The organism is Paragemmobacter straminiformis (assembly GCF_014243445.1).
In the GTDB taxonomy this organism is placed as follows: Bacteria; Pseudomonadota; Alphaproteobacteria; order Rhodobacterales; family Rhodobacteraceae; genus Paragemmobacter; species Paragemmobacter straminiformis.
In genome coordinates this window covers 122,469-146,606 of sequence record NZ_JACLQD010000001.1, presented here as the reverse complement: position 1 = coordinate 146,606, position 24,138 = coordinate 122,469, and the positions used below count along the sequence as shown (strand labels likewise).

The 24,138-nt window shown below is 66.0% G+C and carries 23 protein-coding genes and 1 tRNA gene; 14 read left to right on the top strand and 10 right to left on the bottom strand.

Annotated elements, in window-relative coordinates:
• Nucleotides 1-41: 41 nt before the first annotated feature.
• Nucleotides 42-116, top strand: a tRNA-Glu gene (locus H7F16_RS00720).
• Between the two features lie 64 nt (nucleotides 117-180).
• On the opposite strand, the gene H7F16_RS00715 is transcribed toward H7F16_RS00720, so the two are convergent.
• The 9 genes from H7F16_RS00715 to H7F16_RS00675 all read right to left on the bottom strand — a co-directional run bounded on the left by H7F16_RS00715 (nucleotide 181) and on the right by H7F16_RS00675 (nucleotide 7,869).
• On the bottom strand, nucleotides 181-978 hold the full coding sequence (locus tag H7F16_RS00715) for a carbohydrate ABC transporter permease (RefSeq protein WP_185795640.1): 798 nt from the start codon (nucleotides 976-978) through the stop codon (nucleotides 181-183).
• Nucleotides 975-1,838, bottom strand: a complete 864-nt coding sequence (locus H7F16_RS00710; RefSeq protein ID WP_185795639.1) for a carbohydrate ABC transporter permease — start codon at nucleotides 1,836-1,838, stop codon at nucleotides 975-977. The genes H7F16_RS00715 and H7F16_RS00710 overlap by 4 nt, the downstream gene beginning before the upstream one ends.
• Nucleotides 1,839-1,899: 61 nt before the next feature.
• Nucleotides 1,900-2,292 (bottom strand): VOC family protein, encoded by a 393-nt coding sequence (locus tag H7F16_RS00705; protein WP_185795638.1) that lies wholly within the window; start codon nucleotides 2,290-2,292, stop codon nucleotides 1,900-1,902.
• Entirely contained in the window at nucleotides 2,292-3,584 is a 1,293-nt protein-coding gene (locus H7F16_RS00700) for a homoserine dehydrogenase (RefSeq protein ID WP_185795637.1), read from the bottom strand. Before H7F16_RS00700 ends, H7F16_RS00705 begins: the two co-directional genes overlap by 1 nt.
• A gap of 101 nt (nucleotides 3,585-3,685) precedes the next feature.
• Complete coding sequence (locus H7F16_RS00695) at nucleotides 3,686-3,901, bottom strand: hypothetical protein (protein WP_185795636.1); 216 nt, start codon at nucleotides 3,899-3,901, stop codon at nucleotides 3,686-3,688.
• Between the two features lie 144 nt (nucleotides 3,902-4,045).
• Complete coding sequence (locus H7F16_RS00690; protein WP_185795635.1) at nucleotides 4,046-4,957, bottom strand: pirin family protein; 912 nt, start codon at nucleotides 4,955-4,957, stop codon at nucleotides 4,046-4,048.
• Nucleotides 4,958-5,072: 115 nt separating this feature from the next.
• Entirely contained in the window at nucleotides 5,073-5,660 is a 588-nt protein-coding gene (locus H7F16_RS00685; RefSeq protein WP_185795634.1) for a TadE/TadG family type IV pilus assembly protein, read from the bottom strand.
• Nucleotides 5,657-6,184 carry a TadE/TadG family type IV pilus assembly protein gene (locus H7F16_RS00680; protein ID WP_338401964.1) on the bottom strand — a complete coding sequence of 176 codons (528 nt, stop codon included), beginning with the start codon at nucleotides 6,182-6,184 and terminating at the stop codon, nucleotides 5,657-5,659. Before H7F16_RS00680 ends, H7F16_RS00685 begins: the two co-directional genes overlap by 4 nt.
• Nucleotides 6,185-6,189: 5 nt before the next feature.
• Nucleotides 6,190-7,869 (bottom strand): hypothetical protein, encoded by a 1,680-nt coding sequence (locus H7F16_RS00675; RefSeq protein ID WP_185795632.1) that lies wholly within the window; start codon nucleotides 7,867-7,869, stop codon nucleotides 6,190-6,192.
• Nucleotides 7,870-8,192: 323 nt separating this feature from the next.
• Here H7F16_RS00675 and H7F16_RS00670 point away from each other — a divergent pair, with 323 nt between their 5' ends.
• The 13 genes from H7F16_RS00670 (at nucleotide 8,193) to ribD (ending at nucleotide 23,628) form a co-directional block, all read left to right on the top strand.
• Nucleotides 8,193-9,623, top strand: a complete 1,431-nt coding sequence (locus H7F16_RS00670; RefSeq protein WP_185795631.1) for a Glu/Leu/Phe/Val family dehydrogenase — start codon at nucleotides 8,193-8,195, stop codon at nucleotides 9,621-9,623.
• 109 nt (nucleotides 9,624-9,732) lie between these two features.
• Nucleotides 9,733-10,146, top strand: coding sequence for a TadE/TadG family type IV pilus assembly protein (locus tag H7F16_RS00665; RefSeq protein WP_185795630.1), 414 nt, complete (start codon nucleotides 9,733-9,735; stop codon nucleotides 10,144-10,146).
• 5 nt (nucleotides 10,147-10,151) lie between these two features.
• The gene (locus H7F16_RS00660) at nucleotides 10,152-11,489 is read left to right on the top strand and encodes a TadG family pilus assembly protein (protein WP_185795629.1); all 1,338 of its coding nucleotides are present in this window, start codon (nucleotides 10,152-10,154) and stop codon (nucleotides 11,487-11,489) included.
• Between the two features lie 155 nt (nucleotides 11,490-11,644).
• Complete coding sequence (locus H7F16_RS00655) at nucleotides 11,645-12,895, top strand: sarcosine oxidase subunit beta family protein (RefSeq protein WP_185795628.1); 1,251 nt, start codon at nucleotides 11,645-11,647, stop codon at nucleotides 12,893-12,895.
• A gap of 172 nt (nucleotides 12,896-13,067) precedes the next feature.
• Entirely contained in the window at nucleotides 13,068-13,343 is a 276-nt protein-coding gene (locus tag H7F16_RS00650) for a sarcosine oxidase subunit delta (protein WP_185795627.1), read from the top strand.
• Entirely contained in the window at nucleotides 13,340-16,261 is a 2,922-nt protein-coding gene (locus tag H7F16_RS00645) for a sarcosine oxidase subunit alpha family protein (protein WP_185795626.1), read from the top strand. Before H7F16_RS00650 ends, H7F16_RS00645 begins: the two co-directional genes overlap by 4 nt.
• Entirely contained in the window at nucleotides 16,254-16,829 is a 576-nt protein-coding gene (locus H7F16_RS00640) for a sarcosine oxidase subunit gamma family protein (RefSeq protein WP_185795625.1), read from the top strand. Before H7F16_RS00645 ends, H7F16_RS00640 begins: the two co-directional genes overlap by 8 nt.
• A 185-nt stretch (nucleotides 16,830-17,014) precedes the next feature.
• Nucleotides 17,015-18,976 carry a DNA primase gene (gene dnaG, locus H7F16_RS00635; protein ID WP_185795624.1) on the top strand — a complete coding sequence of 654 codons (1,962 nt, stop codon included), beginning with the start codon at nucleotides 17,015-17,017 and terminating at the stop codon, nucleotides 18,974-18,976.
• 170 nt (nucleotides 18,977-19,146) lie between these two features.
• A complete protein-coding gene (gene rpoD, locus H7F16_RS00630) occupies nucleotides 19,147-21,138 on the top strand; it encodes an RNA polymerase sigma factor RpoD (RefSeq protein ID WP_185795623.1) in 1,992 nt (663 codons plus the stop codon).
• Nucleotides 21,139-21,386: 248 nt separating this feature from the next.
• Nucleotides 21,387-21,659, top strand: coding sequence for a type II toxin-antitoxin system Phd/YefM family antitoxin (locus tag H7F16_RS00625; protein ID WP_185795622.1), 273 nt, complete (start codon nucleotides 21,387-21,389; stop codon nucleotides 21,657-21,659).
• The gene (locus H7F16_RS00620; RefSeq protein ID WP_185795621.1) at nucleotides 21,656-21,910 is read left to right on the top strand and encodes a Txe/YoeB family addiction module toxin; all 255 of its coding nucleotides are present in this window, start codon (nucleotides 21,656-21,658) and stop codon (nucleotides 21,908-21,910) included. The genes H7F16_RS00625 and H7F16_RS00620 overlap by 4 nt, the downstream gene beginning before the upstream one ends.
• Before the next feature lie 168 nt (nucleotides 21,911-22,078).
• A complete protein-coding gene (nrdR, locus tag H7F16_RS00615; protein ID WP_185795620.1) occupies nucleotides 22,079-22,546 on the top strand; it encodes a transcriptional regulator NrdR in 468 nt (155 codons plus the stop codon).
• A 14-nt stretch (nucleotides 22,547-22,560) separates the two neighbouring features.
• Complete coding sequence (ribD, locus tag H7F16_RS00610) at nucleotides 22,561-23,628, top strand: bifunctional diaminohydroxyphosphoribosylaminopyrimidine deaminase/5-amino-6-(5-phosphoribosylamino)uracil reductase RibD (protein ID WP_185796589.1); 1,068 nt, start codon at nucleotides 22,561-22,563, stop codon at nucleotides 23,626-23,628.
• 74 nt (nucleotides 23,629-23,702) lie between these two features.
• Here the strand turns inward: ribD and H7F16_RS00605 are convergent, their stop codons facing one another.
• On the bottom strand, nucleotides 23,703-24,131 hold the full coding sequence (locus H7F16_RS00605; protein WP_185795619.1) for a VOC family protein: 429 nt from the start codon (nucleotides 24,129-24,131) through the stop codon (nucleotides 23,703-23,705).
• Nucleotides 24,132-24,138 lie beyond the last annotated feature (7 nt).

Below are 24,138 nucleotides of genomic sequence, written 5' to 3'. Positions count from 1 at the left end.
GAAGCGGACCAGCCGCCATTAGACACCGCTCCACCAACCGCGGCCCGTTCGTCTATCGGTTAGGACACCTGGTTTTCAACCAGGTAAGAGGGGTTCGACTCCCCTACGGGCTGCCACTGGTTCCTTCCCCGCAGATCGCAGATTTTGCAGCGCCCCGGCGGCTGTCGCTTTGCGCCTTTGCTATGCCCGCAGCGCAAAGCCGCGCGCGATGTGGTTGCGCACGAACCAGATCATCCCCAGCCCCGGCAGCAGCGAGACGACGGTCATCGCCATGACAAGGCCGACATCGGTCTGAAAGGTGAAAAGCGCGTTGATCGCCATCGTGATCGGCTTGCCCGCCGTCACCGTCAGGATGCGGGCAAAGACCACTTCGACCCAGCTGAACAGGAAGCAGAAAAAGGCGGCCACGCCGATCCCCGGCGCGATGGCGGGGATCAGGTGGCGCAGGAAGAACGAGCACAGCGAATGGCCGTCCAGAAAGGCCGTCTCGTCCAGCGCGCGCGGGACGGCCGAGATGAAGGTTTCCAGAATCCAGATCGCGATGGGCAGGTTGAACAGGCAATGCACCAGCGCGATGCCGACAGGGCTGTTCACCAGGCCGAAGCGCGAGAACAGGATGAAGATCGGCAAGGACAGCACCACCGGCGGGGTGGCGCGAAAGGCGAGCAGCAGGAACAGGAAATGCCGGTCGCCCAGAAATTCGTAGCGCGACAGCGCATAGGCGGCGGGCAGGGCGGCGCCAAGGCAAAGCGCCACGTTCAGCGTGACATAGACCGCCGAATTGCCGATCGACGCGACAAGCGCCGGCGTCGCCAGCACGTTGCGATAATTGACCAGCCCCCATGTCCCCTTTTCCACCCCCTCATGCGGCAGGGTGGCAAGGAAGCTCAGCAGAAAGGTCTGCGCCAGCGGCAGCAGGATGAACAGCGCCAGCAGCATCAGCACCGCCGCCGGAAGGCCCGCCCGCAGCGCCCTCATTCCCGCCCCCCCGCCGCGCGAAGGCGGGCAAAGGCCCAGATCACCGTGATGACGATCAGGAAATACACCATCGACCGCGCCGCCGCCGAGCCGTAGTTGAAGGCCTTGATCTCCTCGCCCAGATCGATGGCAAGGAAATGCGTGGCCATGTCGGGCCCGCCCGCGTTGATGGCAAAGGCCTCGGTATAGATCATGAAACTGTCGACGAAGCGCAGCAAAAGCACGATGCCCAGCGCAGGCGCCAGCCGTGGCACCTCGATGAAGCGGAACACCGCAAGCCGCGAGGCCCCGTCGATGGCGGCGGCGCGGTAAGCTTCCGGCGCCACGCCCGACAGGCCCGCATAGGACAGGATCACCACCAGCCCGATCCAGTGCCAGGTATCCATCGCCACCAGCAAGATCCATGTATGCAGCGCGGTGAACTTCCAGTCGAACCCGATGCCCAGCGCCCCCAGCGCCTGCCCGACCAGCCCCGTTTCCGCGTTCACCAGCCCCAGCCACATCGGCCCGATCAGGTTCCACGGCACCACAAGGGGCAGGGCCACCAGCATCAGCCCCAGCACCGCCCAGCGCCCCGTCCGCCGCAGCACCAGCGCGATGCCCACCCCCAGCGGAACCTGCACCGCCAGCACCACGGCCGAGAACATCAGGCTGCGCAGCAGGCTTGCGTGAAAGCGCGGCGAGGTGACGATCTCGCCATACCATTCGGCCCCGACCCAAAGCACGTCGCGCAGCGAAAAGATGTCGTGCAGCGAATAGTTGAACACCGCGACAAGCGGCACGACGCCCACCACCGCCATCAGAAGGGCGGCGGGCAACATCAGCAGCCATGCGGCGTTGCGATAGGGTCTGGTGGTCATGCGCTGTCCGTCATGCCCGCCAGATCAGCACGGAACCGGCGGGGGCGCAACGGGGCGGCGGCTATTCCGCGTCGTGACAGGCAAAGCCGATCTTGTTGCCGTCGGGGTCGCGCAGATAGGCGCCGTAATAGGCGGGGTGATATTCGGGGCGCAGGGCGGGGGCGCCCTCGTCGCGCCCGCCCGCCTGCAGCCCGGCGGCATGGGCGGCGCGGACCTGCGCGCGGCTGGCGCAGGTAAAGGCCAGCATCGCGCCGTTTCCGGCGGTGGCGGCCTTGCCGTCATGGGGGGCGGTCAGCAGGAACAGGGGCCGCCCGCCGCCCGCAGGCTCCCACCCGGCCCAGGGGCGCGACAGGTCGACAAAGCGTTCGCGGTGGCCCAGCGCCGCCATCACCGCCCGCCAGAACGCCAGCGCCTGCCCGAAGGCATTGGTGCCAAGCGTGGCGTGGCTGAACATCACACCGCTTCGATGCGGATCGCCACGGCCTTGCCCTGCAACACCCCTGTTGCGGGGATCGCGCCCAGCGCATGGGCGATGTCGGCGGGGGCGGCCTTGTGCGTGACGATCAGCACGACGGCGTGGTCATCCTCGCCGGGCTGGTTGATCTGGCGCATCTGGTCGATGGAGATGCCCGCATCCCCCAGACAGGTCGCCACCTTTGCCAGCGCGCCGGGTTTGTCGAGCAGCGTCATCCGCAGGTAATAGGGCGCAGGCGTTGCCGATTTCGCGGGCGTCGCCGCGACAAGCCCGGTCGCGGGCCGGCCAAAGGTCGGCATGCGGAAGCCGCGCGCGATGTCGATCACATCGCCCATAACGGCGCTTGCCGTCGGCCCTTCGCCCGCGCCCGGCCCGCGCAGCACGATCTGCCCGACCGAGTCGCCTTCCAGCACGACCATGTTGGTCCCGCCCTGCAACTGGCCCAAGGGGCTGTCGGCGGGAACAAGGCAGGGCGTCATGCGCTGTTCCAGCCCGCGCCCCGTCATCTGCGCCACGCCGAGCAGCTTGATGTGATAGCCCATGTCGTCGGCCATGCGGATATCGTCGATCGAGACGTTGCCGATCCCCTCGAGTTCGACATTGTCGAAGCTGACGCGGGTGCCAAAGGCGATGGCGGCCAGAAGCGACAGCTTGTGTCCCGCATCGATCCCCCCCACGTCAAGGTTCGGATCGGCCTCGAGATAGCCAAGCTGGCGCGCCTCCTCGAAGACCACGTCATAGGGCAGCCCCGCGTTCTGCATCCGCGTCAGGATATAGTTGCAGGTGCCGTTCATCACGCCCATCACGCGGCGCATCTGGTTCGCGGCCAGCCCTTCGGTCAGGGCCTTGATGACGGGAATGCCACCCGCAACGGCGGCCTCGAAGCGGATCACGCGGCCCTTGGCCTCGGCCGCTTCGGCAAGCGACTGGCCGTAATGCGCCAGCAGCGCCTTGTTGGCGGTGACGACATCCTTGCCCGAGGCAATCGCGGCTTCGGTGGCATCCTTTGCCGCCCCCTCGGACCCGCCCATCACCTCGACGAACACATCCACATCGTCGCGTTTGGCAAGGGCGACGGGGTCCACCTCCCAGGCATAGCCCGACAGGTCGGCATCGCGTTTCTTCGTCTTGTCGCGCGCCGAGACGGCGGTGATCACCACAGGCCGTCCCGCCCGCGCCGCGATCAGGTCGGCGTGGCGCTGCACGATCTTGACCACCCCGATGCCGACGGTTCCCAGACCTGCAAGACCAAGGCGAAGGGGGCTGGGCATGGGTTTCTCCATCGGCGTGCTGCAAACCCCGACCTGTTAGCCGTTTGCGAAAGCCACTGCAACGCGGCGAAGGGCAGGGCGGGACGGTTTGTTGCTCGCCCTCAGTGCTGCGCCCTCAGCGCGGCCCCCCTCGCGTCAAGCGCATCGGCGCTTTGCGCCGAGGTGCGCGCGATCGGGGCGGGCAGGATCTCTTCCAGCGGCAAAAGGCGCGGGGGCGGCCCGCCCGGCGCTACGGTCTTGGCCCCCGCATGGGCGCAACCCGAAAGCAGGGCAAGGGACAGGGCAAATAACAGGGCAGGGAACGGGGCAGGGCGCATGGCGGGCCTATGGCTGGGTCGCATGCAGTCTAGCCCCTGTCGCGCGGCAGCGCCAGAAGCGGGATTTGTCGCGCGGCAGCGCCAGAAGCGGGATTTGCCCCCGCCCGCGCAGCGGCGGGCGGGGGGATTTGCGTCAGGCTCCGCTCAATGCGCGGGCTTGATGAAGGTGCCGTTGCGCAGTTCGGCGAAAGCCTGCTGCAATTCGGCCTGCGTGTTCATCACGATCGGCCCGTGCCATGCCACGGGTTCCTGGATCGGCGCGCCGGAAATCAGCAGGAAGCGCACGCCATCCGGCCCCGCCTGCACCGTCACCTCGTCGCCCGCGCCGAATTGCACCAGCGTCCGGTCGCCCGACATGTCGCGGATGTTGACCTCCTGTCCCTGCACCTCTTTCTCCAGAAGCACCCCGCGCGGACGGGCGGCATCGCGGAAACTCGCCTTGCCGTCGAAAACATAGGCAAAGGCGTTGCGCCGCGTGTCGACCTTGAAGGTTTTCTTCCGTTCCGGCGGCACGAAGATGTCGAGGTATTGCGGATCGGCGGCGATGCCGTCGACGGGGCCGGTCTTGCCCCAGAACGACCCCACGATCACCTTCACCACCGTCCCGTCATCATCCATGATCTCGGGAATGTCGTTCGACTTCACGTCCTGATAGCGCGGGGCGGTCATCTTCAGGTGCTTGGGCAGGTTGGCCCAAAGCTGGAAGCCGTGCATCTGGCCCTTGGCGTTCCCCTTGGGCATCTCCTGGTGCAGGATGCCCGAGCCTGCGGTCATCCACTGCACATCCCCGCCCTTGAGCGTGCCGCGGTTGCCGAGGCTGTCGCCATGCTCGACCGCACCCGCCAGAACATAGGTGATCGTCTCGATCCCGCGATGCGGGTGCCACGGGAAGCCGCGCACATAGTCGCGCGGGTCCTCGTTGCGGAAATCGTCGAACAGCAGGAACGGGTCCATCTGTTCGGGGTTCTGGAAGCCGAAGGCGCGGTGCAGGTGGACGCCTGCGCCCTCCATCGTCGGCATGGCGCGGGCTTCATAGGTGACGGGGCGGATCGACATCGGGACACTCCTTGCTTCAGGGCTGCCCCTTAGCTAGTGGCCCCACCCCCGTCTGGCAACGCCACCCGGCGGGCCGCGTCGCAGTGATATTGTGCAGGCGCGCACAGATCGCATCCTAGCACGACACAGCGTTCAGGCACACCGTCGGAAAGAAGCGCGGGCGCAGCACGACGCGCGTCTCCATCGTCCCGCCAAGCACAAGGCTCTCGAAGGGCCGCGTCAGCGTCTTGGCATAGGTGGCCGAGGTTTCCACAAGGATCGCCGTCTCTCCCTGCCGGATCTTGGGCAGGCTCGAGGCGATCGACTGCAACTGCGCCCCGTCGCGCGGCGTGCCGGCATTCGGGGCATAGGACCAGATCACCGACAGTTCCGAATCGTTGCTCCCGTTGCGGCGGTAAAGCGTATAGCGCTTCGTCACCGTCATGTTCTTGTCCGACAGCCGGTCGATCAGGCGACCCAACCCGTCAAGATAGGCCGTATCCACCGGCACCATCTCGCGCGAGAGCAGATCGGCGGCGACGAAGGTCGCCTTCTGCACCGTGGCGCGCTCGCGGTAGACATCCCAGAAGCCAAAGACTGTCAGCCATGCGAACAGCAGCACCGGCAGCCAGACGACACCTTCGACGATGGCGCTGCCGCCCTCGCCACTCAGAAAGCCGCCCAGACGCTGGCGCGGGTCGAAGCGCGAAATCTTGCCTGTCATCCTGTCACCGCGATGATGGTTTCCGAACTGATGTCGAAGGTGCCCGCGCTTTCGGTTCCGGTCCCCGGGGTGCGGGCAAGGTCGGTGCCCAGCACGGTGACGGGAATGCAGACCCGCAGCAGCGCGAAACTGTTCTGGTTCTGCGCGATCAGGCTGGTCGCGGGCCGGGGCGCGCTGCCCTGATCGGCGCAGGTGGGCGATCCCGGCAGGTTCGTCATCGCCCGCGGGATGGCCACGACCTGCACCTTGAGCTTGGTCGCGCAATCGGCCATGCCCGCCATGTTGGCGCAGATGTTGGCGCGGATCCCCGCAAGCGACCGGTCGGCCAACTCGCCATAGCGCAGCGACCGCGCCGTGCGGTCCAGCGCCCGGTCAAGCAGGGCTGCCTGTGTCGTGGCCACGCCGGTTTCCACGGCAAGGCACATCATCCCGAAGATCACCGGCAGGATCAGCAGAAAGTCGATCGTCGCGGCCCCCGTCTCGCTGCGCCGGAAGCGGCGGCCCGGTCTGGCAAAGCTGTGCATCCTGCTCACGTCGGGGTCTCCTGCGCACGGATCGCCGCGGCGATGGCGGTCATCGTCGCCCGGAAATTCGCCGAGCTGGTGGTGAAGGCATGGGCCGAGGATGTCGCGCAAGACGCCATCGGGCCTGCGGCGCGGCCATTGGGCGGATCGAGAAGCACCGTATAGACCACGACCCCCTTGGCCTTGGCGGCCGTGCATTCCGCAAGGAACTGGCTCGACTGCGTGGCGAAGGGCAGCGTGGCCTTCATGCTGTTCAGCGCCGCCGTATAGGCCGCATTCATCGTGGCCGTCGTCGTCCCGCCCGAGCGTCCGTAAAGCTGCCATGCCACCCATGTCGCGCGCACGTTCGACCACAGCTCTGCCCAGCTCAGCTGCCGCGCGCTCTGGGTGGCCGAGGGGGGCGTATAGGGTCCCGCCTCCCATGTTCCGTTGTCGGGCCGCCAGTATTTGTTGGCCGTGCTCGCGGTCGGGACATAGATCGAATAGAAGGTGTCCGTCGCGTTCTTCGACTGGTAGACGGGCGACAGCGGCCCCGATCCGCCCGGTGCTGCCACGTTGAATGCCGGGGTCAGCAAGACCGCATCACCCGTCAGCGGGTCGTCGCCCGACCCGAAGCTGTTCACGAAGACGATCACCTTGCGCGTGTTGGTCGTGCCATAGGCCAGCGGCCGGTCCGACAGGGCCTGCGGCATCAGCGCCGAAATCGCGTTCTGCGCCGAGGGGTCGAGGATCGCCGCAGCCCAGTTCATGCCGTGGTCCCAGCGCGTGCCGCCCCGGAAATCCGCCGTCGAGATGTTCGCCTTGATGGCGGTGGCGTCATTCGCGGGCAGGCGCAACACCGTGGCCGCATAGGGCGGGCAGGTCGTCGACGGGCCGGACCGCGTCCCCGAGGTCGAGGTGGGCTTCGAATAGGGCGACGGCAGGATCGACGTGCTTGTCGCGGTGAACAGGTCGACGGGCGTGATCGTGTTGAACGCCTTTGACCGCGACATGTCGGCCTTGCCGAATTCCGCCGCGTCAAGGTCGAGGCAGTTGGAATTGGCAAGGTTCGCCACGTTCACGACGTTGTAGCGCGCAAGCAGGGCCGGTTGCAGGTTGACCCCGCTGTTATAGGGCACCAGCGCCAGCGTGTTGCGCCCGACCGCGTCGCTTTGGAAGAAGCGGTCGACGAAATCGGTCATTCCGCCCTTGACCGTATCGGCCAGCCCGCTGGTGCTAATGTAGTTCGTCGCCTCGTAGGCCAGGGCGACTTCGGTGGTGAACTGCGGTGCCGCGATCCGCGCCACCGATCCGCCCGCAAAGGTCAGGGTGCTTTTCTGCACCATGTTCATGAAGAAATTCTGTTGCGTCCCCGTGACCGAGGCCGTGATCAGACCCGCATTGTAGGACACCGTGACCGGATTGATCAGGCCCGACACCCCCGCACGCGCCATGCAATCGTTGATCGTGGTCGCGATGGACTGGCTGGTCGAGCTGTAGGCTTCGGTCGTCGCGGCGGTCTCGGTGCAGGAATCCAGCGCCTGCTGCACCTTGGATCGGGTCGCCTCGTGCCGGATGACATCGACCGACACCCCGCCCGCCAAGACCGCAAGGCCCAGAAACACCAACGAGGGGTAGGTCATCGCCCCGTCTTCGCGCAGGATGTTCTCGCGCAGGCGCCGGACCGCCCCGAACAGATTTCTCACTCGTACCATCGCATCCACTCGCACCAATCCGCCCGGATCGCGGGACGGAACAAACACCCCCGACTCCGGGGTTACGCTTCGGGTCTACCGGGCGATTTGGCCGCTTTTGCGGCGGCTGTGCGGGGCTGTCGGGGCAGGCGGGCAAGGCGGGTCACGGTTTCGCCCGAAGCGTAAACGCCGCCACGGCCTCCGGCGCTTTGCCGGAAAGCCCGGCGATCTGCCTGCCCAACTCCGGCGCAGCCTGCCGTATTGCTCTAGGGACCATGCGGTTTTCGTGTTTACATCGCCCCCGTAACGGGCCGGACAGGAAAGGGACAAGCGCCATGACCGCCAAGGAACCGAGCTTTCGCGAATCCGTCGATCTCATGTTCAACCGCGCCGTGCGGCTGATGGACCTTCCCGCAGGGCTTGAACAGAAGATCCGCGTCTGCAACTCCACCTATACCGTCCGCTTCGGGGTGCGCCTGCGCGGCAAGATCGAAACCTTCACGGGCTACCGCTCGGTCCATTCCGAACATATGGAACCCGTCAAGGGCGGCATCCGCTACGCCCTGTCCGTGCATCAGGACGAGGTCGAGGCCCTGGCCGCCCTGATGACCTATAAATGCGCCCTTGTCGAAACCCCCTTCGGCGGGTCCAAGGGCGGGCTCTGCATCGACCCCCGCGCATGGGACGAACACGAACTCGAACAGATCACCCGCCGCTTCGCTTATGAACTCATCAAGCGCGACCTGATCCACCCCGCCCAGAACGTCCCCGCCCCCGACATGGGCACGGGCGAGCGGGAAATGGCATGGATCGCCGACCAATACGCGCGGATGAACACCACCGACATCAACGCCAAGGCCTGCGTCACCGGAAAACCGCCCCATGCGGGCGGCATTCAGGGCCGGGTCGAGGCCACGGGGCGCGGCGTGCAATACGCGCTGCGCGAGTTTTTCCGCCACCCCGAGGATGTGGCCAAGGCCAATCTCGCGGGCGGGCTGTCGGGCAAGCGGGCCGTGGTGCAGGGCTTGGGCAACGTGGGCTATCACGCAGCCAAATTCCTGTCGGAAGAGGACGGTGTGAAGATCACCGCCATCATCGAACGCGACGGCGCGCTGATCGACGAGGCGGGCCTGAACGTCGAAGCCGTGCGCCAGCACATGAACGCCACGGGTGGCCTGCTCAAAGGCTACGCGGGTGCCAGCTTCACCGAAGACGGCGCCGCCGTGCTGGAACGTCCCTGCGACATGCTGATCCCCGCCGCACTCGAAGGGGTCATCAACCTGTCCAACGCCGACCGCATCACCGCGCCGCTCATCATCGAAGCCGCCAACGGCCCCGTCACCTATGGCGCCGACGAAATCCTGCGCAAGAAAGGCTGCGTCATCATCCCCGACATGTATGCCAATGCGGGCGGGGTGACGGTCAGCTATTTCGAATGGGTCAAGAACCTGTCCCACATCCGCTTCGGCCGCATGCAGCGCCGGGCCGAGGAATCGCGCTCGCGCCTTCTGGTCGAGGAACTCGAACGCCTCTCGGCCGACCAGAACCTCGGCTGGACGCTGACCGCCGATTTCAAGGAGCGTTTCCTGACGGGGTCGGACGAACTCGCCCTCGTCCGCTCGGGCCTCGATGACACGATGCGCACCGCCTATCAGGCGATGCGGGCGGTCTGGCACGGGCGCGAGGATGTCGAGGACCTGCGCGTCGCGGCCTATATCGTCTCGATCGGGCGGGTGGCCGCGACCTACCGCTCCAAGGGGCTCTGATCCCCCATACTTTGGCGTGGACACATTGCCGACTTTGGTCGGGCGAACTTTTGCCGGATTCCGGAAGCATTCCTGAGGTTTGTTAAGGAATGCTAACGGAGTCTTTCCCATGTCGAGCCGGGTCTTTTCCCTGAAGTCGCGCTTGCGCGGCTTTCTTCGCGATGACAAGGGCAGCTTCACCATCGAGGCGCTGTTCTGGCTGCCCATCTTCGTCGTCGTCCTCAGCATGTGCGCCGACACCGCGCTGATCTACGCCAAGCAAAGCCAGGTGCTGCGGGTCGTGCAGGATGCCAACCGCCAGTTCGCCGTGGGCAAGTTCGCCGACGGTCCGGCGACGGTCGCCTATATCCTCGGCGTCGTCCGCGCGACCAGCCCGAATGCCACCGCCACCTCGGTTCTGGACAACGGCATCATCACCACGACCGTCACCATGCCCGCGCGCGACCTCGTGGCAACAGGGGTCATCCCGATGATGCGCACCATGAACGTCCGCGTCGTCCTGCAGCAGATGAAGGAGATCTGAGTGTGATGTCCGACCGTCCCGCCCTTTCCCTGTCGCGCCGCCACCCGCTTCTGCGCCGCTTCCTCCTCCGCGAGGATGGCAGCGGCACGGCCTTGGCGGTGTTCTTCATGGCCATCTGCGTCGGCCTTGCGGGCTTTGCGATCGACCTCGAACGCGCCTCGACGCTTCAGGTGCAGTTGCAGGCCGTGGCCGACAGCGCCGCCCATGCCGCGATGATCGCCCGCTCGACGCAGGTCGAGGCCGATGCCAAGACGACCGCCGTGAACATCGCCACCCGCAACATGCCCTCGGCCACCTTCGGCACCGTCCTCAGCGCGGCCGATATCCAGTTCGGCACGTGGAACTCTGTCTCGCGCACCTTCACCCCCGTCGCCGGATCGACCGAGGCCGTTCAGGTCACGCTGCGCCGCACGGCGGCCAATTCCAATCCGGTCCGCACCTTCCTGATGCGCTTCCGCGGGACCAAACAGCTCGACCTCACCCGCCGCTCGATCATGCTGGGCTATGACCCCGATTGCCTGCGCGAAGGCTTCGTCGCGCAGGGCATGGTCGACATCCAGTCCAACAACACCTTCAAGAACGGCTTCTGCATCCATTCCAACTCGGTCGTCAAAGTCAGCTCGGGCAATTACTTCGAAACCGGCGTCAAGGTCTCGATGCCCGACAAGACACTGGTGCAGATGCCGAACTCGGGCTTTTCCTCAAGCCCCGGCCTCGAAGCGGCGCTGTCGTCGAACCGCTACGACATCCGCATCCTCAGCCGGATCACCACGATCATCGACGGGCTGAACGCGGGCAACACGCTCTACGTGCCGTCCTACATCACCAACCGCACCCCGATCTCGGTCAACCCCTCGTCGGTCAAGAAGAATTCGTTCCAGCAGGGGCGGATGTATACGGTCACCTGCACGGGCAACCAGAAAATGACCATCGGCTCGGATTTCGTGGTGACCAAGACGGTCGTGACGACGAATTGCCCGATCACCTTCTCGAACGGGGCCAAGGTCGAGGATGCGGTGATCGCCACCACGAACACCGATGTCAAATCCATCGACGGGCCGAACGGCATCGTCCTCGGCAAGAATGACAACTGCGGCACGGGCGGCGGCGCGCAGATCCTGACGATGGGCGGGATGAGCTTTGCCTCGGGCCTCGAAGTCTATGGCGCGCAGCTGCTCGCGGTGAAGGACATCGCCTTTTCCGCCTCGGCGCTGGGGGTGAAAGGCGCGGCCTTCGTCTCGGGCGGGACGATCTCGACCACCTCGGGCGTGACCATGTCCTATTGCAGCGGCGCGGGCATGGAGCAGAACTTCCGCATGATCTACGCCAAGCTCGTGCTCTGACGTCGCAGATCGCTAAAGCGACACCATCCTGTCGCATCCGGCAATGGCTTTACGGGGCGGGGGTTGCATCCTCCGCCCCGACGCGCTTTGACTCGGTCGGGTCGGGCGCGGGCTGAGATCGGGCCACGAACGGGCCACGAACGGGACGGGACGCGATGCGCTATTCAGGCTTCAAGGTCATCAAGGAAGGGCTTTTCGGCAACAAAGGCTGGAAACCCGCATGGCGCGACCCCGCCCCCAAGGCCGAATATGACGCCATCATCATCGGCGGCGGCGGGCACGGCCTGTCCACTGCCTATTACCTTGCCAGGAACCACGGCCTGACCAACATCGCCGTGCTGGAAAAGGGCTATCTCGGCTCGGGCAACATCGGGCGCAACACCACCATCGTCCGCGCCAACTACTTCCTGCAAGGCAACAGCGAATTCTACAGCCATTCCATGAAGCTGTGGGAAGGGCTCGAATCCGAACTGAATTACAACGTGATGCATTCGCAGCGCGGGCTGATCAACCTGTTCCATTCCGACGGCCAGCGCGATGCCTTCGCGCGGCGCGGCAACATGATGGTCAACCAGGGCGACGACGCCATCCTTCTCGACCGCGAAGGCGTGCGCGAACATCTGCCCTACCTCGATTTCGAACAGACCCGCTTTCCCATCTACGGCGGCCTTCTGCACCCGCGCGGCGGCACGGCGCGGCATGATGCCGTGGCCTGGGGCTACGCGCGCGGCGCCGACCGGCGCGGCGTCGACCTGATCCAGAATTGCGAGGTGACGGGGATCGACATCGAGAACGGGCGCGTCACCGGCGTGCAGACCACGCGCGGCGCGATCCGGGCCAAAAAGGTCGGCATGGTCGTCGCGGGCCGCTCGTCACAGGTGGCCGCGATGGCCGGAATGCGCCTGCCCATCGAAAGCCACATCCTGCAAGCCTTCGTGACCGAGGGGCTTAAGCCCGTCATCGACCATGTCATCAGCTTCGGCATGGGCCACTTCTACATCAGCCAGTCCGACAAGGGCGGTCTGGTCTTTGGTGGCGACCTCGATTTCTACGCCTCCTACGCAAGCCGCGGCAACCTGCCGATGGTGGAACATGTGATGGAAGCGGGCATGACCCTCATGCCGATGATCGGACGGGCCAAGGTGCTGCGCTCATGGGGCGGGATCATGGACATGTCGCCCGACGGCTCGCCCATCATCGACAAGACGCATATCGACGGCCTCTTCGTCGATTGCGGCTGGAACTACGGCGGCTTCAAGGCCGTGCCCGCGAGCGGTTGGTGCATGGCGCATCTCATGGCGACCGGTGAGTCCCACCCCGTCGCCGCCCGCTTCAAGCTGAACCGCTTCGAGACCGGCCATATCCTCGACGAGGAAGGCACGGGATCGCAGCACAACCTGCATTGACCATGAACCGCCAGCGCCCTGCCACACTGCCGGATGCCTTCGGCGAGAGTATTTTTCCAAGGATGAAGCCGCATCGCTTCAGCCTTGCCCAAATACTCCGGGGTGAGCCCGCCAGCGGGCGAGGGGCAGCGCCCCTCTCTCCAACCGTAACGACGAACCACAAGGCTATGCCATGCGCCTGACCTGCCCCCTTTGCGGACCGCGCGACCGGCGCGAATTCTACTATTACGGGTCCGACGATTACCTGAACCGCCCCGCCGAAGGCGACGGGCCGCAGGCATGGGACGCCTATCTGCACCTGCGCGACAACCCTGCGGGGATCACGCATGACCTGTGGTATCACGACATGGGCTGTTCCTCGTGGCTGCGCGTGACGCGCAACACCGTCACGCACGAGATCCATGCGGTCGACGCCGTCGCCGCCCCCGCGAAAGGCGGTGCGAAATGAGACTCGGGGGCAAGGGCCAGATCGACCGCAGCAAACCGGTGCGCTTCAGCTTCGACGGGCGCATCTATTCGGGCTTCAAGGGCGATACGCTGGCCTCGGCCTTGCTGGCCAACGGCATCAGGCTGGTCGGGCGCAGCTTCAAGTACCACCGCCCGCGCGGCGTTCTGACCGCAGGCTCGGAAGAGCCGAACGCGATGGTCGAAATCCTCGAAAGCCAGCACCAGCAGACCCCGAACACCCGCGCCACGGTGCAGGAACTGTTCGACGGGCTGCGGGCGCGCAGCCAGAACCGTTTCCCCTCGCTCGCCTTCGATGTGATGGGAGTGAACGACTATGTCTCGCCCTTCCTCTCGGCGGGGTTCTATTACAAGACCTTCATGTGGCCGCGCCCCTTCTGGGAAAAGCTCTACGAACCGGTCATCCGCCGCGCCGCGGGGCTGGGAAGCCTGTCGCGCAAGCATGACGAAGGCCATTACGAAAAGGCCTGGGCCTTTTGCGACCTGCTGGTCATCGGCGCGGGGCCGACCGGCCTTGCCGCCGCGCTGACGGCGGCGCGCGCGGGGGCCGATGTGATCCTTGCCGACGAGGATTTCCGCATGGGCGGCCGCCTGCTGGCCGATGGCGGCGAGGTGGGCGGCAAGCCCGCGGCCGACTGGGTCGAGGGCGTGCTGGCCGAGCTTTCCGCCCTGCCCAACGTGCGCCTCATGCCCCGCACCAGCGTGACAGGGGCCTATGACGACGGCACCTTCGGCGCGCTCGAGCGTGTCTCGCTGCACCGCAGCCCCGCGCCGCATCTGCCGCGCGAATGCTTCTGGCGCATCGTGGCGGGCCAGACCGTGCTGGCCGCCGGGGCGCTGGAACGCCCGCTCGCCTTTCCCGACAACGACCGCCCCGGCATCATGATGGCGGGTGCCGTGCGCGCCTATCTCAACCGCTTCGGCGTGGCGGCGGGCAAGCGCGTGACGCTGGTCGCCAACAACGATTCCGCCCGCGCCACCGCGCGCCAGCTCATGGCGGCAGGGGTCAAGGTCGCGGCCATCCTCGACACCCGCCCCGATGCGAGCGCGGTCGAGGAATGCCCCGTCTACCTTGACGCCACCATCCTTTCGACCACGGGCCGCAAGGGGCTGACCTCGATCACCGTGTCGCATTCCGGCGGCACCTCGCGGATCGAGACCGACTGCCTCGCCATGTCGGGCGGCTGGAACCCGACCGTTCACCTGACCTGCCACCTCAACGGCCGCCCCGTCTGGCGCGAGGATATCGCAGCCTTCGTCCCAGCCCCCAAGGCGGTGCCGCGCCTGACCCCGGCCGGGGCCTGCAACGGCACCTTCAGCACCGCCGCCTGTCTGGCCGAAGGCGCCGGGGCCGCCCGCGCCGCCCTCGCGGCCCTTGGCAAGACCGCACCCGACATCGACCTGCCGCAGGCCGAGGATGCGCCCTATGCCATCACCCCCTTCTGGCAGACACCCGACGTGTCGGGCCGCCAGTGGCTCGACTTCGCCAATGACGTGACCACCAAGGACGTGAAGCTCTCGGCGCAGGAAAACTTCGCCTCGGTCGAGCATATGAAACGCTACACGACCCAAGGCATGGCCCCCGATCAGGGCAAGAACTCGAACGTGGGCGCGCTCGCCGTGCTGGCCGATGCCACGGGGCGCGGCATTCCGCAAACCGGCACCACCACCTTCCGCCCGCCCTACACGCCCGTCTCCATCGCCGCGATGGGGGCAGGGGGCCGCGGCGCGGGCTTTGCCCCGCAGCGTTACATGACCTCGGATCAGGCCAGCCGCGACCGTGGCGCGCCGATGATCGAGGCGGGGCTGTGGTATCGCCCCGGCTACTTCCCCAAACCCGGCGAGACGACCTGGCGCGAGTCCTGCGACCGCGAGGTCATGATGGTGCGCGCCTCGGTGGGCGTGGCCGATGTCTCGACGCTCGGCAAGATCGACATACAGGGCAAGGACGCGGCGCGCTTCCTCGACCTCGTCTATACCAACACCTTCTCCACCCTGCCCACGGGCCGTGTCCGCTACGGGCTGATGCTGCGCGAGGACGGGCATGTGCTGGACGATGGCACCACCGCACGGCTGGGCGAAAACCACTACCTGATGACCACCACCACCGCCGCCGCGGGGCTGGTGATGCGCCACCTCGATTTCGTGCATCAGGCCTTTTGCGCCGATTGGGATGTGCGCTTCATCTCGGTCACCGAGACATGGGCGCAATTCGCCATCGCGGGACCAAAGGCGCGCGAGCTGCTCGCCACCCTTGGCGACATGCCCGACCTGCCCTTCATGGGCGTCGCCCCCGTCACGCTGGGCGGTGTTGCCGCCCGCCTCTTCCGCATCTCGTTCAGCGGCGAACAGGGCTACGAACTCGCCGTGCCCACCCGCTATGGCGAGGCGCTGTTCCGCGACCTTCTCGCCCGCGCCGAAACGATGGGCGGCGGCCCCTACGGCATGGAGGCGCTGAACGTCCTGCGCATCGAAAAGGGCTTCATCACCCATGCCGAAATCCACGGCCGCACCACGGCCTTCGACATCGGCCTCGAAAAGATGGTCTCGGCCAAGAAGGACTGCATCGGCAAGGCCGCCGCCGCCCGTCCCGGCATGGTCGGGGCCGAACGCGAGCAGCTCGTGGGCCTGAAACCCGTGACCGATGCCGCCCTTTCGGCGGGGGCGCATCTTTTCACCCCCGGCGAACAGGTGAAGCGCGAGACGGATCAGGGCTACGTCACCTCGGTCGGCTATTCGCCCGTGCTGAAATCATGGCTCGGACTCGGCTTCCTGAAAAACGGCCGCGCCCGCATCGGCGAACGCATCCGGCTCGTCGACCATCTGCGCGGGATCGACCTGTTGTGCGAGGTCTGCGATCCCGTGTTCCACGACAAGGAGGGGGTGAAACTCCGTGGCTGAACTCATCGCCAAATCCGCCCTCGCGGGCCATGCGCCCCTGACGCTGGCCGCCACCACGCTGGCCGAGGCGCCCATGACGCAGATCACCGCCATCCTGCCCTTTCCGGGCGGGGCAAAGGCCGTGGCGGCCGCGCTGCGGCCCTTCGGCCTGACCTTTCCCGATCCCAACCGCCAAAGCGTGAACGGCGCGATGCGGCTGGTCTGGACCGGCCGCGAACAGGCCTTTCTGGTCGGGCCTGCCGCCCCCGAAATGGCCCCCGGATTGGCCGCCACTCTGGACGGGGCCGCAGCCGTTACCGACCAGAGCGACGGCTGGGCGGTGCTGACCCTCTCGGGCCCGCTCGCGCGCGAGACGCTGGCGCGGCTTGTCCCGCTCGACCTGCGCGACACGGCCTTTGCCGTGGGCGCGGTCGCGCGCTCGGGGCTGAACCACATGCAGATGATCCTGACCCGCAGCGATACCGCCACTTACGAGGTCATGGTCTTCCGCTCGATGGCCCGCACCGCCTGGCACGAACTGGCCGAGGCCCTGCAAACCCAGGCCGCCCGTCTGGACGCGATGTCCTGACAGGGCAGGGGCTTCGCCCCTCGCCGCAAGCGGCTCACCCCAGAGTATTTGGGCAAGGCTGAAACCCTGCCTTTCATCCTTGCCGGAAATACTCCGGGGGGTGGGGGCGCGGCACGCGTCCCGAGGGGGGCAGCGCCCCCCTTTCGCCCTTTGACAAGGCCGGAGCGCGGGCCGATATAGAACCCATGTCCCTGCCGCCCGGATTCATCGACGAACTCCGCACCCGCGTGCCGCTTAGCCAAGTGGTGGGCCGCAAGGTCACGTGGGACCTGCGCAAGTCGAACATGGCCAAGGGCGACTGGTGGGCACCTTGCCCCTTCCATCAGGAAAAGTCGGCCTCGTTCCATGTCGATGACCGCAAGGGGTTCTATTACTGCTTCGGCTGCCACGCCAAGGGCGACGCGGTGGGCTTCGTCAAGGAAAGCGACAACGTCTCGTTCATGGAGGCGGTCGAAATCCTCGCACGCGAGGCGGGAATGCAGATGCCCGCACGCGACCCGCAGGCGGTGCAGAAAGCCGACCGCCGCAGCCAGTTGGCCGAGGTGATGGAAGAGGCGGTCAAGTGGTTCCGCCTGCAACTCAAAACCGCCGCCGCCGCCGAGGCCCGCGCCTATCTCGAAAAGCGCCGCATGTCGCCCGCAGCGCAGGACCGCTGGGAAATCGGCTATGCCCCCGACCAGCGTCAGGCCCTGTTCCACGCGCTGACGCAAAAGGGCATCGCGCCCGACCTGATCGTCGACAGCGGCGTTTGCGCAAAGCCCGAGGACAACGGCGCACCCTATGACCGCTTCCGCGGCCGCATCATCTTTCCCATCCGCGACGGTCGCGGCCGCGCCATCAGCCTTGGCGGGCGCTCGATGGACCCGAATGCACGGGCCAAATACCTCAACGGTCCGGAAACCGAACTGTTCGACAAGGGCCGCAACCTCTACAATCAGGCCCCCGCGCGCGAGGCTGCGGGCAAGGGCCTGCCGCTGATCGTGGCCGAAGGCTACATGGACGTCATCGCCCTTTCCGAGGCGGGCTTCCGCGCCACCGTGGCCCCGCTCGGCACGGCGGTGACCGAGGACCAGCTTCGCCTTCTGTGGCGCATCAGCGACGAGCCCGTGATCGCGCTCGATGGCGACACCGCCGGCATCCGCGCCGCGCTGCGCGTGATCGACCTTGCCCTGCCGCTTCTGGAAGCGGGCAAGGGCCTGCGCTTTGCCGTGCTGCCGCAGGGGCAGGACCCAGACGACCTGATCAAGGCCCAGGGCCCCGCCGCCATGCAAAAGGTCCTCGACGAGGCGCAGCCGATGGTCAACCTGCTGTGGCGGCGCGAAACCGAAGGCAAGGTTTTCGACAGCCCCGAACGCAAGGCGGCGCTCGACAAGAAACTGCGCGCGGCGCTGTCCAAGATCGCCGATCCCTCGATCCGCGGCCACTACGGCGAGGATATCAAGGCCCTGCGCCTGACCCTCTTTGGCCGTGACGCGCGGCCCTTCAAGCCCTGGACGCCGCGCGTCGCGGGGGCAGGGGGGCGGTTCGCCCCGCCGCAGCCCGTCTCGCCCATGCCCACGACCCGCGCCTCGCTTCTGGCGCAAAGCGACATGCTGGAAGAGGCCCTGCGCGAGGCCGTGATCCTTGCCACGCTGATGACGCATCCGCGCCTGATCGCCCGTTTCGAATCCGCCCTCGACCGCTGCGAGTTCGTCGGCCCCGGCCATGCCCATCTGCGCGACCTGCTGCTGATCCACGTCGACGCGCCCGACCCCCGCGCGGTGATCGAAAGCCAGCGCCCCGAAGCCGTCGAGACCATCTTTTCCCACCCCCATGTGCGCAACGCCCCCGCCATCCACGACCGCGACGATCTCGACAAGGCCGAGTTCGCCGTGGCGCAAGACCTGTTCCTGCTGACCGCCGAACGCGGCCGCCTGCGCGAGATCGAGGAGGCCGCGCAGGATATCGAGGGCGTGGTGGACGAAGGCCTGACATGGCGCCTGCGCAAGGCGACCGAGGCCCGCGCCGAGGCGCAGCGCGGCCCGCAGGACAAGTCGGGCGAATCGGTCATCGCCGCCAATGGCGTGGCGCTCGACAAGGACGAACTCGAGGAATCGCGCCGCATCCTTGGCAGCATCCGCTTCGAAAAGCCGCGCCACCGCGATTGAAACCCGCCCTTTCCGCCGCACAGGCGCAAAGAATCACCCCGCCGCCCCTTCCCCCCCGCCTGATTCGCGTTATTGATTCGCGTTGGGCCCTTTTGATTCGTTCCGGCCCGCCCCATATAGCCTTTGCGACCCCAGCCGCGCCCCCCTCGACCGCATCTTCAGGAGCACTCATGGCCCTCAAAGACACCGATGACGCGAAGCCCGAAGAGCAGGAAGCCGACGTCTCGCTCGATATGAGCCAGACCGCCGTCAAGAAGATGATCGCCGACGCGCGCGAGCGGGGCTACATCACCTACGAACAGCTCAACACCGTGCTGCCGCCCGAACAGGTGTCGTCCGAACAGATCGAGGACGTGATGTCGATGCTGTCGGAAATGGGCATCAACATCATCGAGGATGACGAGGCCGAAGAGGGCGAAGTGGTGGGCGAGCTTGTCACCACCGAGACCACCTCGCGCGAAGTCGCCGTCGTGGGGGCCACCACCGAAACGCTCGACCGCACCGACGACCCCGTGCGCATGTACCTGCGCGAGATGGGCTCGGTCGAGTTGCTGAGCCGCGAGGGCGAGATCGCCATCGCCAAGCGCATCGAGGCCGGCCGCAACACCATGATTCTGGGCTTGTGCGAAAGCCCGCTGACCTTTCAGGCCATCACCATCTGGCGCGACGAACTTCTGTCCGAAGACATCCTCCTGCGCGACGTGATCGACCTCGAGGCCACCTTCGGCCGCTCGCTCGACGGCGATGACGAAATGGACGGGCCGGAAATCGAGGGGGTCGAGATCGACCCCGCCGCCCCGCGCCGCGCAGCCAGCGACGAACCCGAGCTTGACGCCGACGGCAACCCGCTGTCGCGCGCCGAGGACGACGACGAGGATGACGAAGCCTCGAACATGTCGCTTGCCGCGATGGAAGCCGCGTTGAAGCCCAAAGTGCTGGAAACGCTGGAAATCATCGCCCGCGACTATGTGAAGCTTGCCGAGATGCAAGACCTGCGCATGTCGGCCACGCTGTCGGAAAAGTCGAACTTCTCGGCGGTGGACGAAGCGGCCTACCAGAAGCTGCGCTCGGAGATCGTGGTGCTGGTGAACGAACTTCACCTGCACAACAACCGGATCGAAGCCCTGATCGACCAGCTTTACGGCATCAACCGCAAGATCATGGCGATCAACTCGAACATGGTCAAACTGGCCGATGCCGCCCGCATCAACCGCCGCGAATTCATCGACGAATATCAGGGCTACGAGCTTGACCCCAACTGGGCCGACCGCATGGCCGCCAAGGGCGGTCGCGGCTGGCAGACCCTGTTCGAGAAATCGCGCGACAAGGTCGAGGAACTGCGTGCCGAAATGGCGCAGGTCGGCCAATACATCGGCGTCGACATTTCCGAATTCCGCCGCATCGTCAATCAGGTGCAAAAGGGCGAGAAAGAAGCGCGGCAAGCCAAGAAGGAAATGGTCGAAGCCAACCTGCGCCTCGTCATCTCCATCGCCAAGAAATACACCAACCGCGGCCTGCAATTCCTTGACCTCATCCAAGAGGGCAACATCGGCCTGATGAAGGCCGTGGACAAATTCGAATACCGCCGCGGCTACAAATTCTCGACCTATGCGACATGGTGGATCCGTCAGGCCATCACCCGCTCCATCGCCGATCAGGCCCGCACGATCCGTATTCCGGTCCATATGATCGAAACGATCAACAAGCTCGTGCGCACGGGCCGCCAGATGCTGCACGAGATCGGCCGCGAACCCACGCCCGAGGAACTGGCAGAAAAGCTGCAAATGCCGCTCGAAAAGGTCCGCAAGGTGATGAAGATCGCCAAGGAACCGATTTCCTTGGAAACGCCCATCGGCGACGAAGAGGACAGCCAGCTCGGCGACTTCATCGAGGACAAGAACGCGATCCTGCCGCTGGATTCGGCCATTCAGGAGAATCTCAAGGAAACCACCACCCGCGTTCTGGCCAGCCTTACCCCGCGCGAGGAACGCGTGCTGCGCATGCGCTTCGGCATCGGCATGAACACCGACCACACGCTGGAAGAGGTGGGCCAGCAATTCAGCGTGACCCGCGAACGCATCCGCCAGATCGAGGCCAAGGCGCTACGCAAGCTGAAGCATCCGAGCAGAAGCCGCAAACTGCGCAGCTTCCTCGACCAATAAGCGAAAAGCGCCCCGCGGGGCGCTTTTCCGTAGGGTGCGCACGCGCTGCGCACCATTCCGCCCCCCAAGGTGCGCAGCAAGTGCGCCCCTGTATCAACCATTGCATACCCTCAGCGTTTACAAAACTCTTGCTACTCACGTTTGTCTGTTTCGCTTTGAGCGTAATCCGATCGTGCCGATCTGAGCTTGCCGTTGCAAGCTTCACCTAAGGCTTGCAATAATGTACACCCTCACGTACATTCCCACTCATGAAAACCCTCACCTCCACCGAACTCCGCGCCAATCTCTCCGCTGTCATGGACCGCGTGAACGATGACCATGAACCCGTCATCGTCACCCGTGCGGGTGGGCGGCCCGTCGTCATGGTCAGTCTGGAAGACTGGTCCAGCATGGACGAGACGACCTATCTCACCGCCTCGCCCGCCAACAAGGCAGCACTCGACAGGGCGATCCGCGAAGGCCGCGAAGGCAAAGTCGTGGTCAAGACGATGGAAGAACTCCTGCGGTATGAAACCGAATGAGGGTCGAATTCCACGGCGTAGCCTGGGATCATTACCAACATTGGATCGACACAGATCGCGCAACCCTGCGAAAGCTCAATCGTTTGATCGAAGAATGCCGACGCCACCCGTTTGACGGCACAGGCAAGCCCGAGCCGCTCAGGGGTGACTTCGCAGGCCATTGGTCTCGCCGGATCGACCGCGAACACCGCCTCGTCTACCGCGTCGAGGGCGAAACGCTGATCATCGTCCAATGCCGTTATCACTACTGACCTGAGTCCGCTTCGCCACACCCGCGCACCCCATATCCTGCGGCATTAACCTTCCCCCTAGCCGAAACCTCTGCCTTCCCCCTATAGTTTGGGCCAGATCGGGGCATACCCCGACGATCGTGTGTTACCGAGGCAGGCAAACAACCAACAAGCAAGGGGAGGTGGCCAATGCGCTGCCCGTTCTGCGGCAATATCGACACCCAGGTGAAAGACTCGCGTCCGGCCGAGGATCACGTCTCGATCCGTCGCCGCCGCTTCTGCCCCGCATGCGGCGGGCGCTTCACCACCTACGAGCGCGTGCAACTGCGCGACCTCGTCGTCATCAAATCATCGGGCAAGCGCGAGGATTTCGACCGTTCCAAACTCGAACGCTCGATCCGCATCGCGATGCAGAAACGCCCCATCGACCCCGAGCGCATCGACCAGATGATTTCCGGCATCGTGCGGCGTCTGGAATCCTTGGGCGAAACCGACATCCCCTCGAAGGTGATCGGCGAAATCGTGATGGAGTCGCTGGCCCGCATCGACACCGTGGGCTACGTGCGCTTCGCCAGCGTTTACAAGAACTTCCAGGCGGCGGATGATTTCGACAAGTTCGTCTCCGAACTGCGCCCCAATACCGCCTCGGACGAGTGAGCGACCTCGACCATATGAAACACGCCCTCGCGCTTGCGGCGCGGGGGCTCGGGCGCACCTGGCCCAATCCGGCGGTGGGCTGCGTGATCGTCGCGGGGGGGCGCGTCGTCGGGCGCGGCCACACGCAGGCGGGCGGGCGGCCCCATGCCGAACGCATGGCCTTGGCGCAGGCGGGCGATGCCGCGCGCGGCGCCACGGCCTATGTGACGCTTGAACCCTGTTCCCATCACGGCAAGACCAGCCCCTGCGCCGAAGCGCTGATCGCGGCGGGCATCGCCCGCGTAGTCTCGGCCCAGACCGACCCCGACCCCCGCGTCTCGGGGCGCGGCCATGCCCTGCTGCGCGCGGCAGGGATCGCCGTAACCGAAGGCGTCTGCGAGGCCGAAGCCCGCGCCCTGCAAGCCGGTTTCCTGAAGCGCGTGACCCAAGGGCTGCCCTTCGTCACCCTGAAACTCGCCGCCACGCTTGACGGGCGCATCGCCACGGCCAGCGGCGAAAGCCGCTGGATCACCGGTCCGGTCGCCCGCCGCGCCGTGCATCTGATGCGGATGACGCATGACGCCGTGCTGACCTCCAGCGCCACCGCCTTGGCCGACGATCCCGACCTGACGGTGCGCGATCTCGGCTCCAGCCACCAGCCGCTGCGCGTCCTGCTCGACTCACAACTGAAACACCGCCCCGACAGCCGCCTAGGCCGCACGGCGCGCGAAACCCCCGTCTGGCTTCTCCACACCGCAGCAGCACCCGACACGGCGCGGCAGGCATGGCAGGCCACAGGCGCCCGTCTTTCCGGGATTTCGGCAAACGGCCCGCATATCGACCTCTCCGCCGCCTTTCACCATCTGGCCGATCAGGGTCTTACCCGCATCCTGATCGAAGCGGGAGGCCGCTTTGCCGCAGCCCTGATCCGCGCAAACCTCGTCGACGAACTCGCGCTTTTCAGCGCCGGCGCGCTGATCGGCTCCGAAGGCATCCCTGTCTTGGGCCCCCTCGGCCTGACCGCCCTTGCCGAAGCCCCGCGCCCACGCCTCGTGACCACCGAAACCTGCGGCCCCGATATCCTCACCCGCTGGCGCTTCTGACCCCTTCATCCTTGGTCAAATACTCCGGGGCGTGCGAGGCGGGGGGGGTGCGGGGGGCCGGCCCCCCGCGCAGGTTACCAATGCCCGACGCTCGGCGCCGATTTCCACGGCTCGGCCAGCGGCAGCGCCGTGCCCTTCTGCAACAGCTCGATCGACACATTGTCGGGCGAGCGGACAAAGGCCATCCGCCCGTCGCGCGGGGGACGGTTGATCACCACGCCATTGGCCGCCAGATGCGCGCAGGTGGCGTAGATGTCGTCCACCTCATAGGCCAGATGCCCGAAATGCCGGCTGTCGCTCGGCAACCCGTCATCGCCATCCCAGTTATAGGTCAGCTCCACAGGGCATTCCGGCTGGCCGGGGGGCGCCATGAAGACCAGCGTGAACCGCCCGCCCTCGTTGTCATAGCGCCGCGTCTCCTCCAGCCCCAGAAGCCGGTAAAAGGCAAGCGAGGCGTCCAGATCCTTCACCCTCACCATCGTATGCAGATATTTCAGTCCCATCGTCCGC

Bases quoted from the DNA above. Each gene is read 5' to 3' on its own strand.
- dnaG (WP_185795624.1), top strand. From the start codon at position 17,015: ATGTCCCTGCCGCCCGGATTCATCGACGAACTCCGCACCCGCGTGCCG.
- H7F16_RS00625 (WP_185795622.1), top strand. From the start codon at position 21,387: ATGAAAACCCTCACCTCCACCGAACTCCGCGCCAATCTCTCCGCTGTC.
- H7F16_RS00680 (WP_338401964.1), bottom strand. From the start codon at position 6,184: ATGCACAGCTTTGCCAGACCGGGCCGCCGCTTCCGGCGCAGCGAGACG.
- H7F16_RS00645 (WP_185795626.1), top strand. From the start codon at position 13,340: ATGAGACTCGGGGGCAAGGGCCAGATCGACCGCAGCAAACCGGTGCGC.
- H7F16_RS00670 (WP_185795631.1), top strand. From the start codon at position 8,193: ATGACCGCCAAGGAACCGAGCTTTCGCGAATCCGTCGATCTCATGTTC.
- H7F16_RS00620 (WP_185795621.1), top strand. From the start codon at position 21,656: ATGAGGGTCGAATTCCACGGCGTAGCCTGGGATCATTACCAACATTGG.
- H7F16_RS00655 (WP_185795628.1), top strand. From the start codon at position 11,645: ATGCGCTATTCAGGCTTCAAGGTCATCAAGGAAGGGCTTTTCGGCAAC.
- H7F16_RS00715 (WP_185795640.1), bottom strand. From the start codon at position 978: ATGAGGGCGCTGCGGGCGGGCCTTCCGGCGGCGGTGCTGATGCTGCTG.
- H7F16_RS00710 (WP_185795639.1), bottom strand. From the start codon at position 1,838: ATGACCACCAGACCCTATCGCAACGCCGCATGGCTGCTGATGTTGCCC.
- H7F16_RS00690 (WP_185795635.1), bottom strand. From the start codon at position 4,957: ATGTCGATCCGCCCCGTCACCTATGAAGCCCGCGCCATGCCGACGATG.
- H7F16_RS00605 (WP_185795619.1), bottom strand. From the start codon at position 24,131: ATGGGACTGAAATATCTGCATACGATGGTGAGGGTGAAGGATCTGGAC.
- H7F16_RS00665 (WP_185795630.1), top strand. From the start codon at position 9,733: ATGTCGAGCCGGGTCTTTTCCCTGAAGTCGCGCTTGCGCGGCTTTCTT.
- H7F16_RS00700 (WP_185795637.1), bottom strand. From the start codon at position 3,584: ATGCCCAGCCCCCTTCGCCTTGGTCTTGCAGGTCTGGGAACCGTCGGC.
- nrdR (WP_185795620.1), top strand. From the start codon at position 22,079: ATGCGCTGCCCGTTCTGCGGCAATATCGACACCCAGGTGAAAGACTCG.
- H7F16_RS00660 (WP_185795629.1), top strand. From the start codon at position 10,152: ATGTCCGACCGTCCCGCCCTTTCCCTGTCGCGCCGCCACCCGCTTCTG.
- H7F16_RS00685 (WP_185795634.1), bottom strand. From the start codon at position 5,660: ATGACAGGCAAGATTTCGCGCTTCGACCCGCGCCAGCGTCTGGGCGGC.
- H7F16_RS00705 (WP_185795638.1), bottom strand. From the start codon at position 2,292: ATGTTCAGCCACGCCACGCTTGGCACCAATGCCTTCGGGCAGGCGCTG.
- H7F16_RS00695 (WP_185795636.1), bottom strand. From the start codon at position 3,901: ATGCGCCCTGCCCCGTTCCCTGCCCTGTTATTTGCCCTGTCCCTTGCC.
- rpoD (WP_185795623.1), top strand. From the start codon at position 19,147: ATGGCCCTCAAAGACACCGATGACGCGAAGCCCGAAGAGCAGGAAGCC.
- ribD (WP_185796589.1), top strand. From the start codon at position 22,561: ATGAAACACGCCCTCGCGCTTGCGGCGCGGGGGCTCGGGCGCACCTGG.
- H7F16_RS00650 (WP_185795627.1), top strand. From the start codon at position 13,068: ATGCGCCTGACCTGCCCCCTTTGCGGACCGCGCGACCGGCGCGAATTC.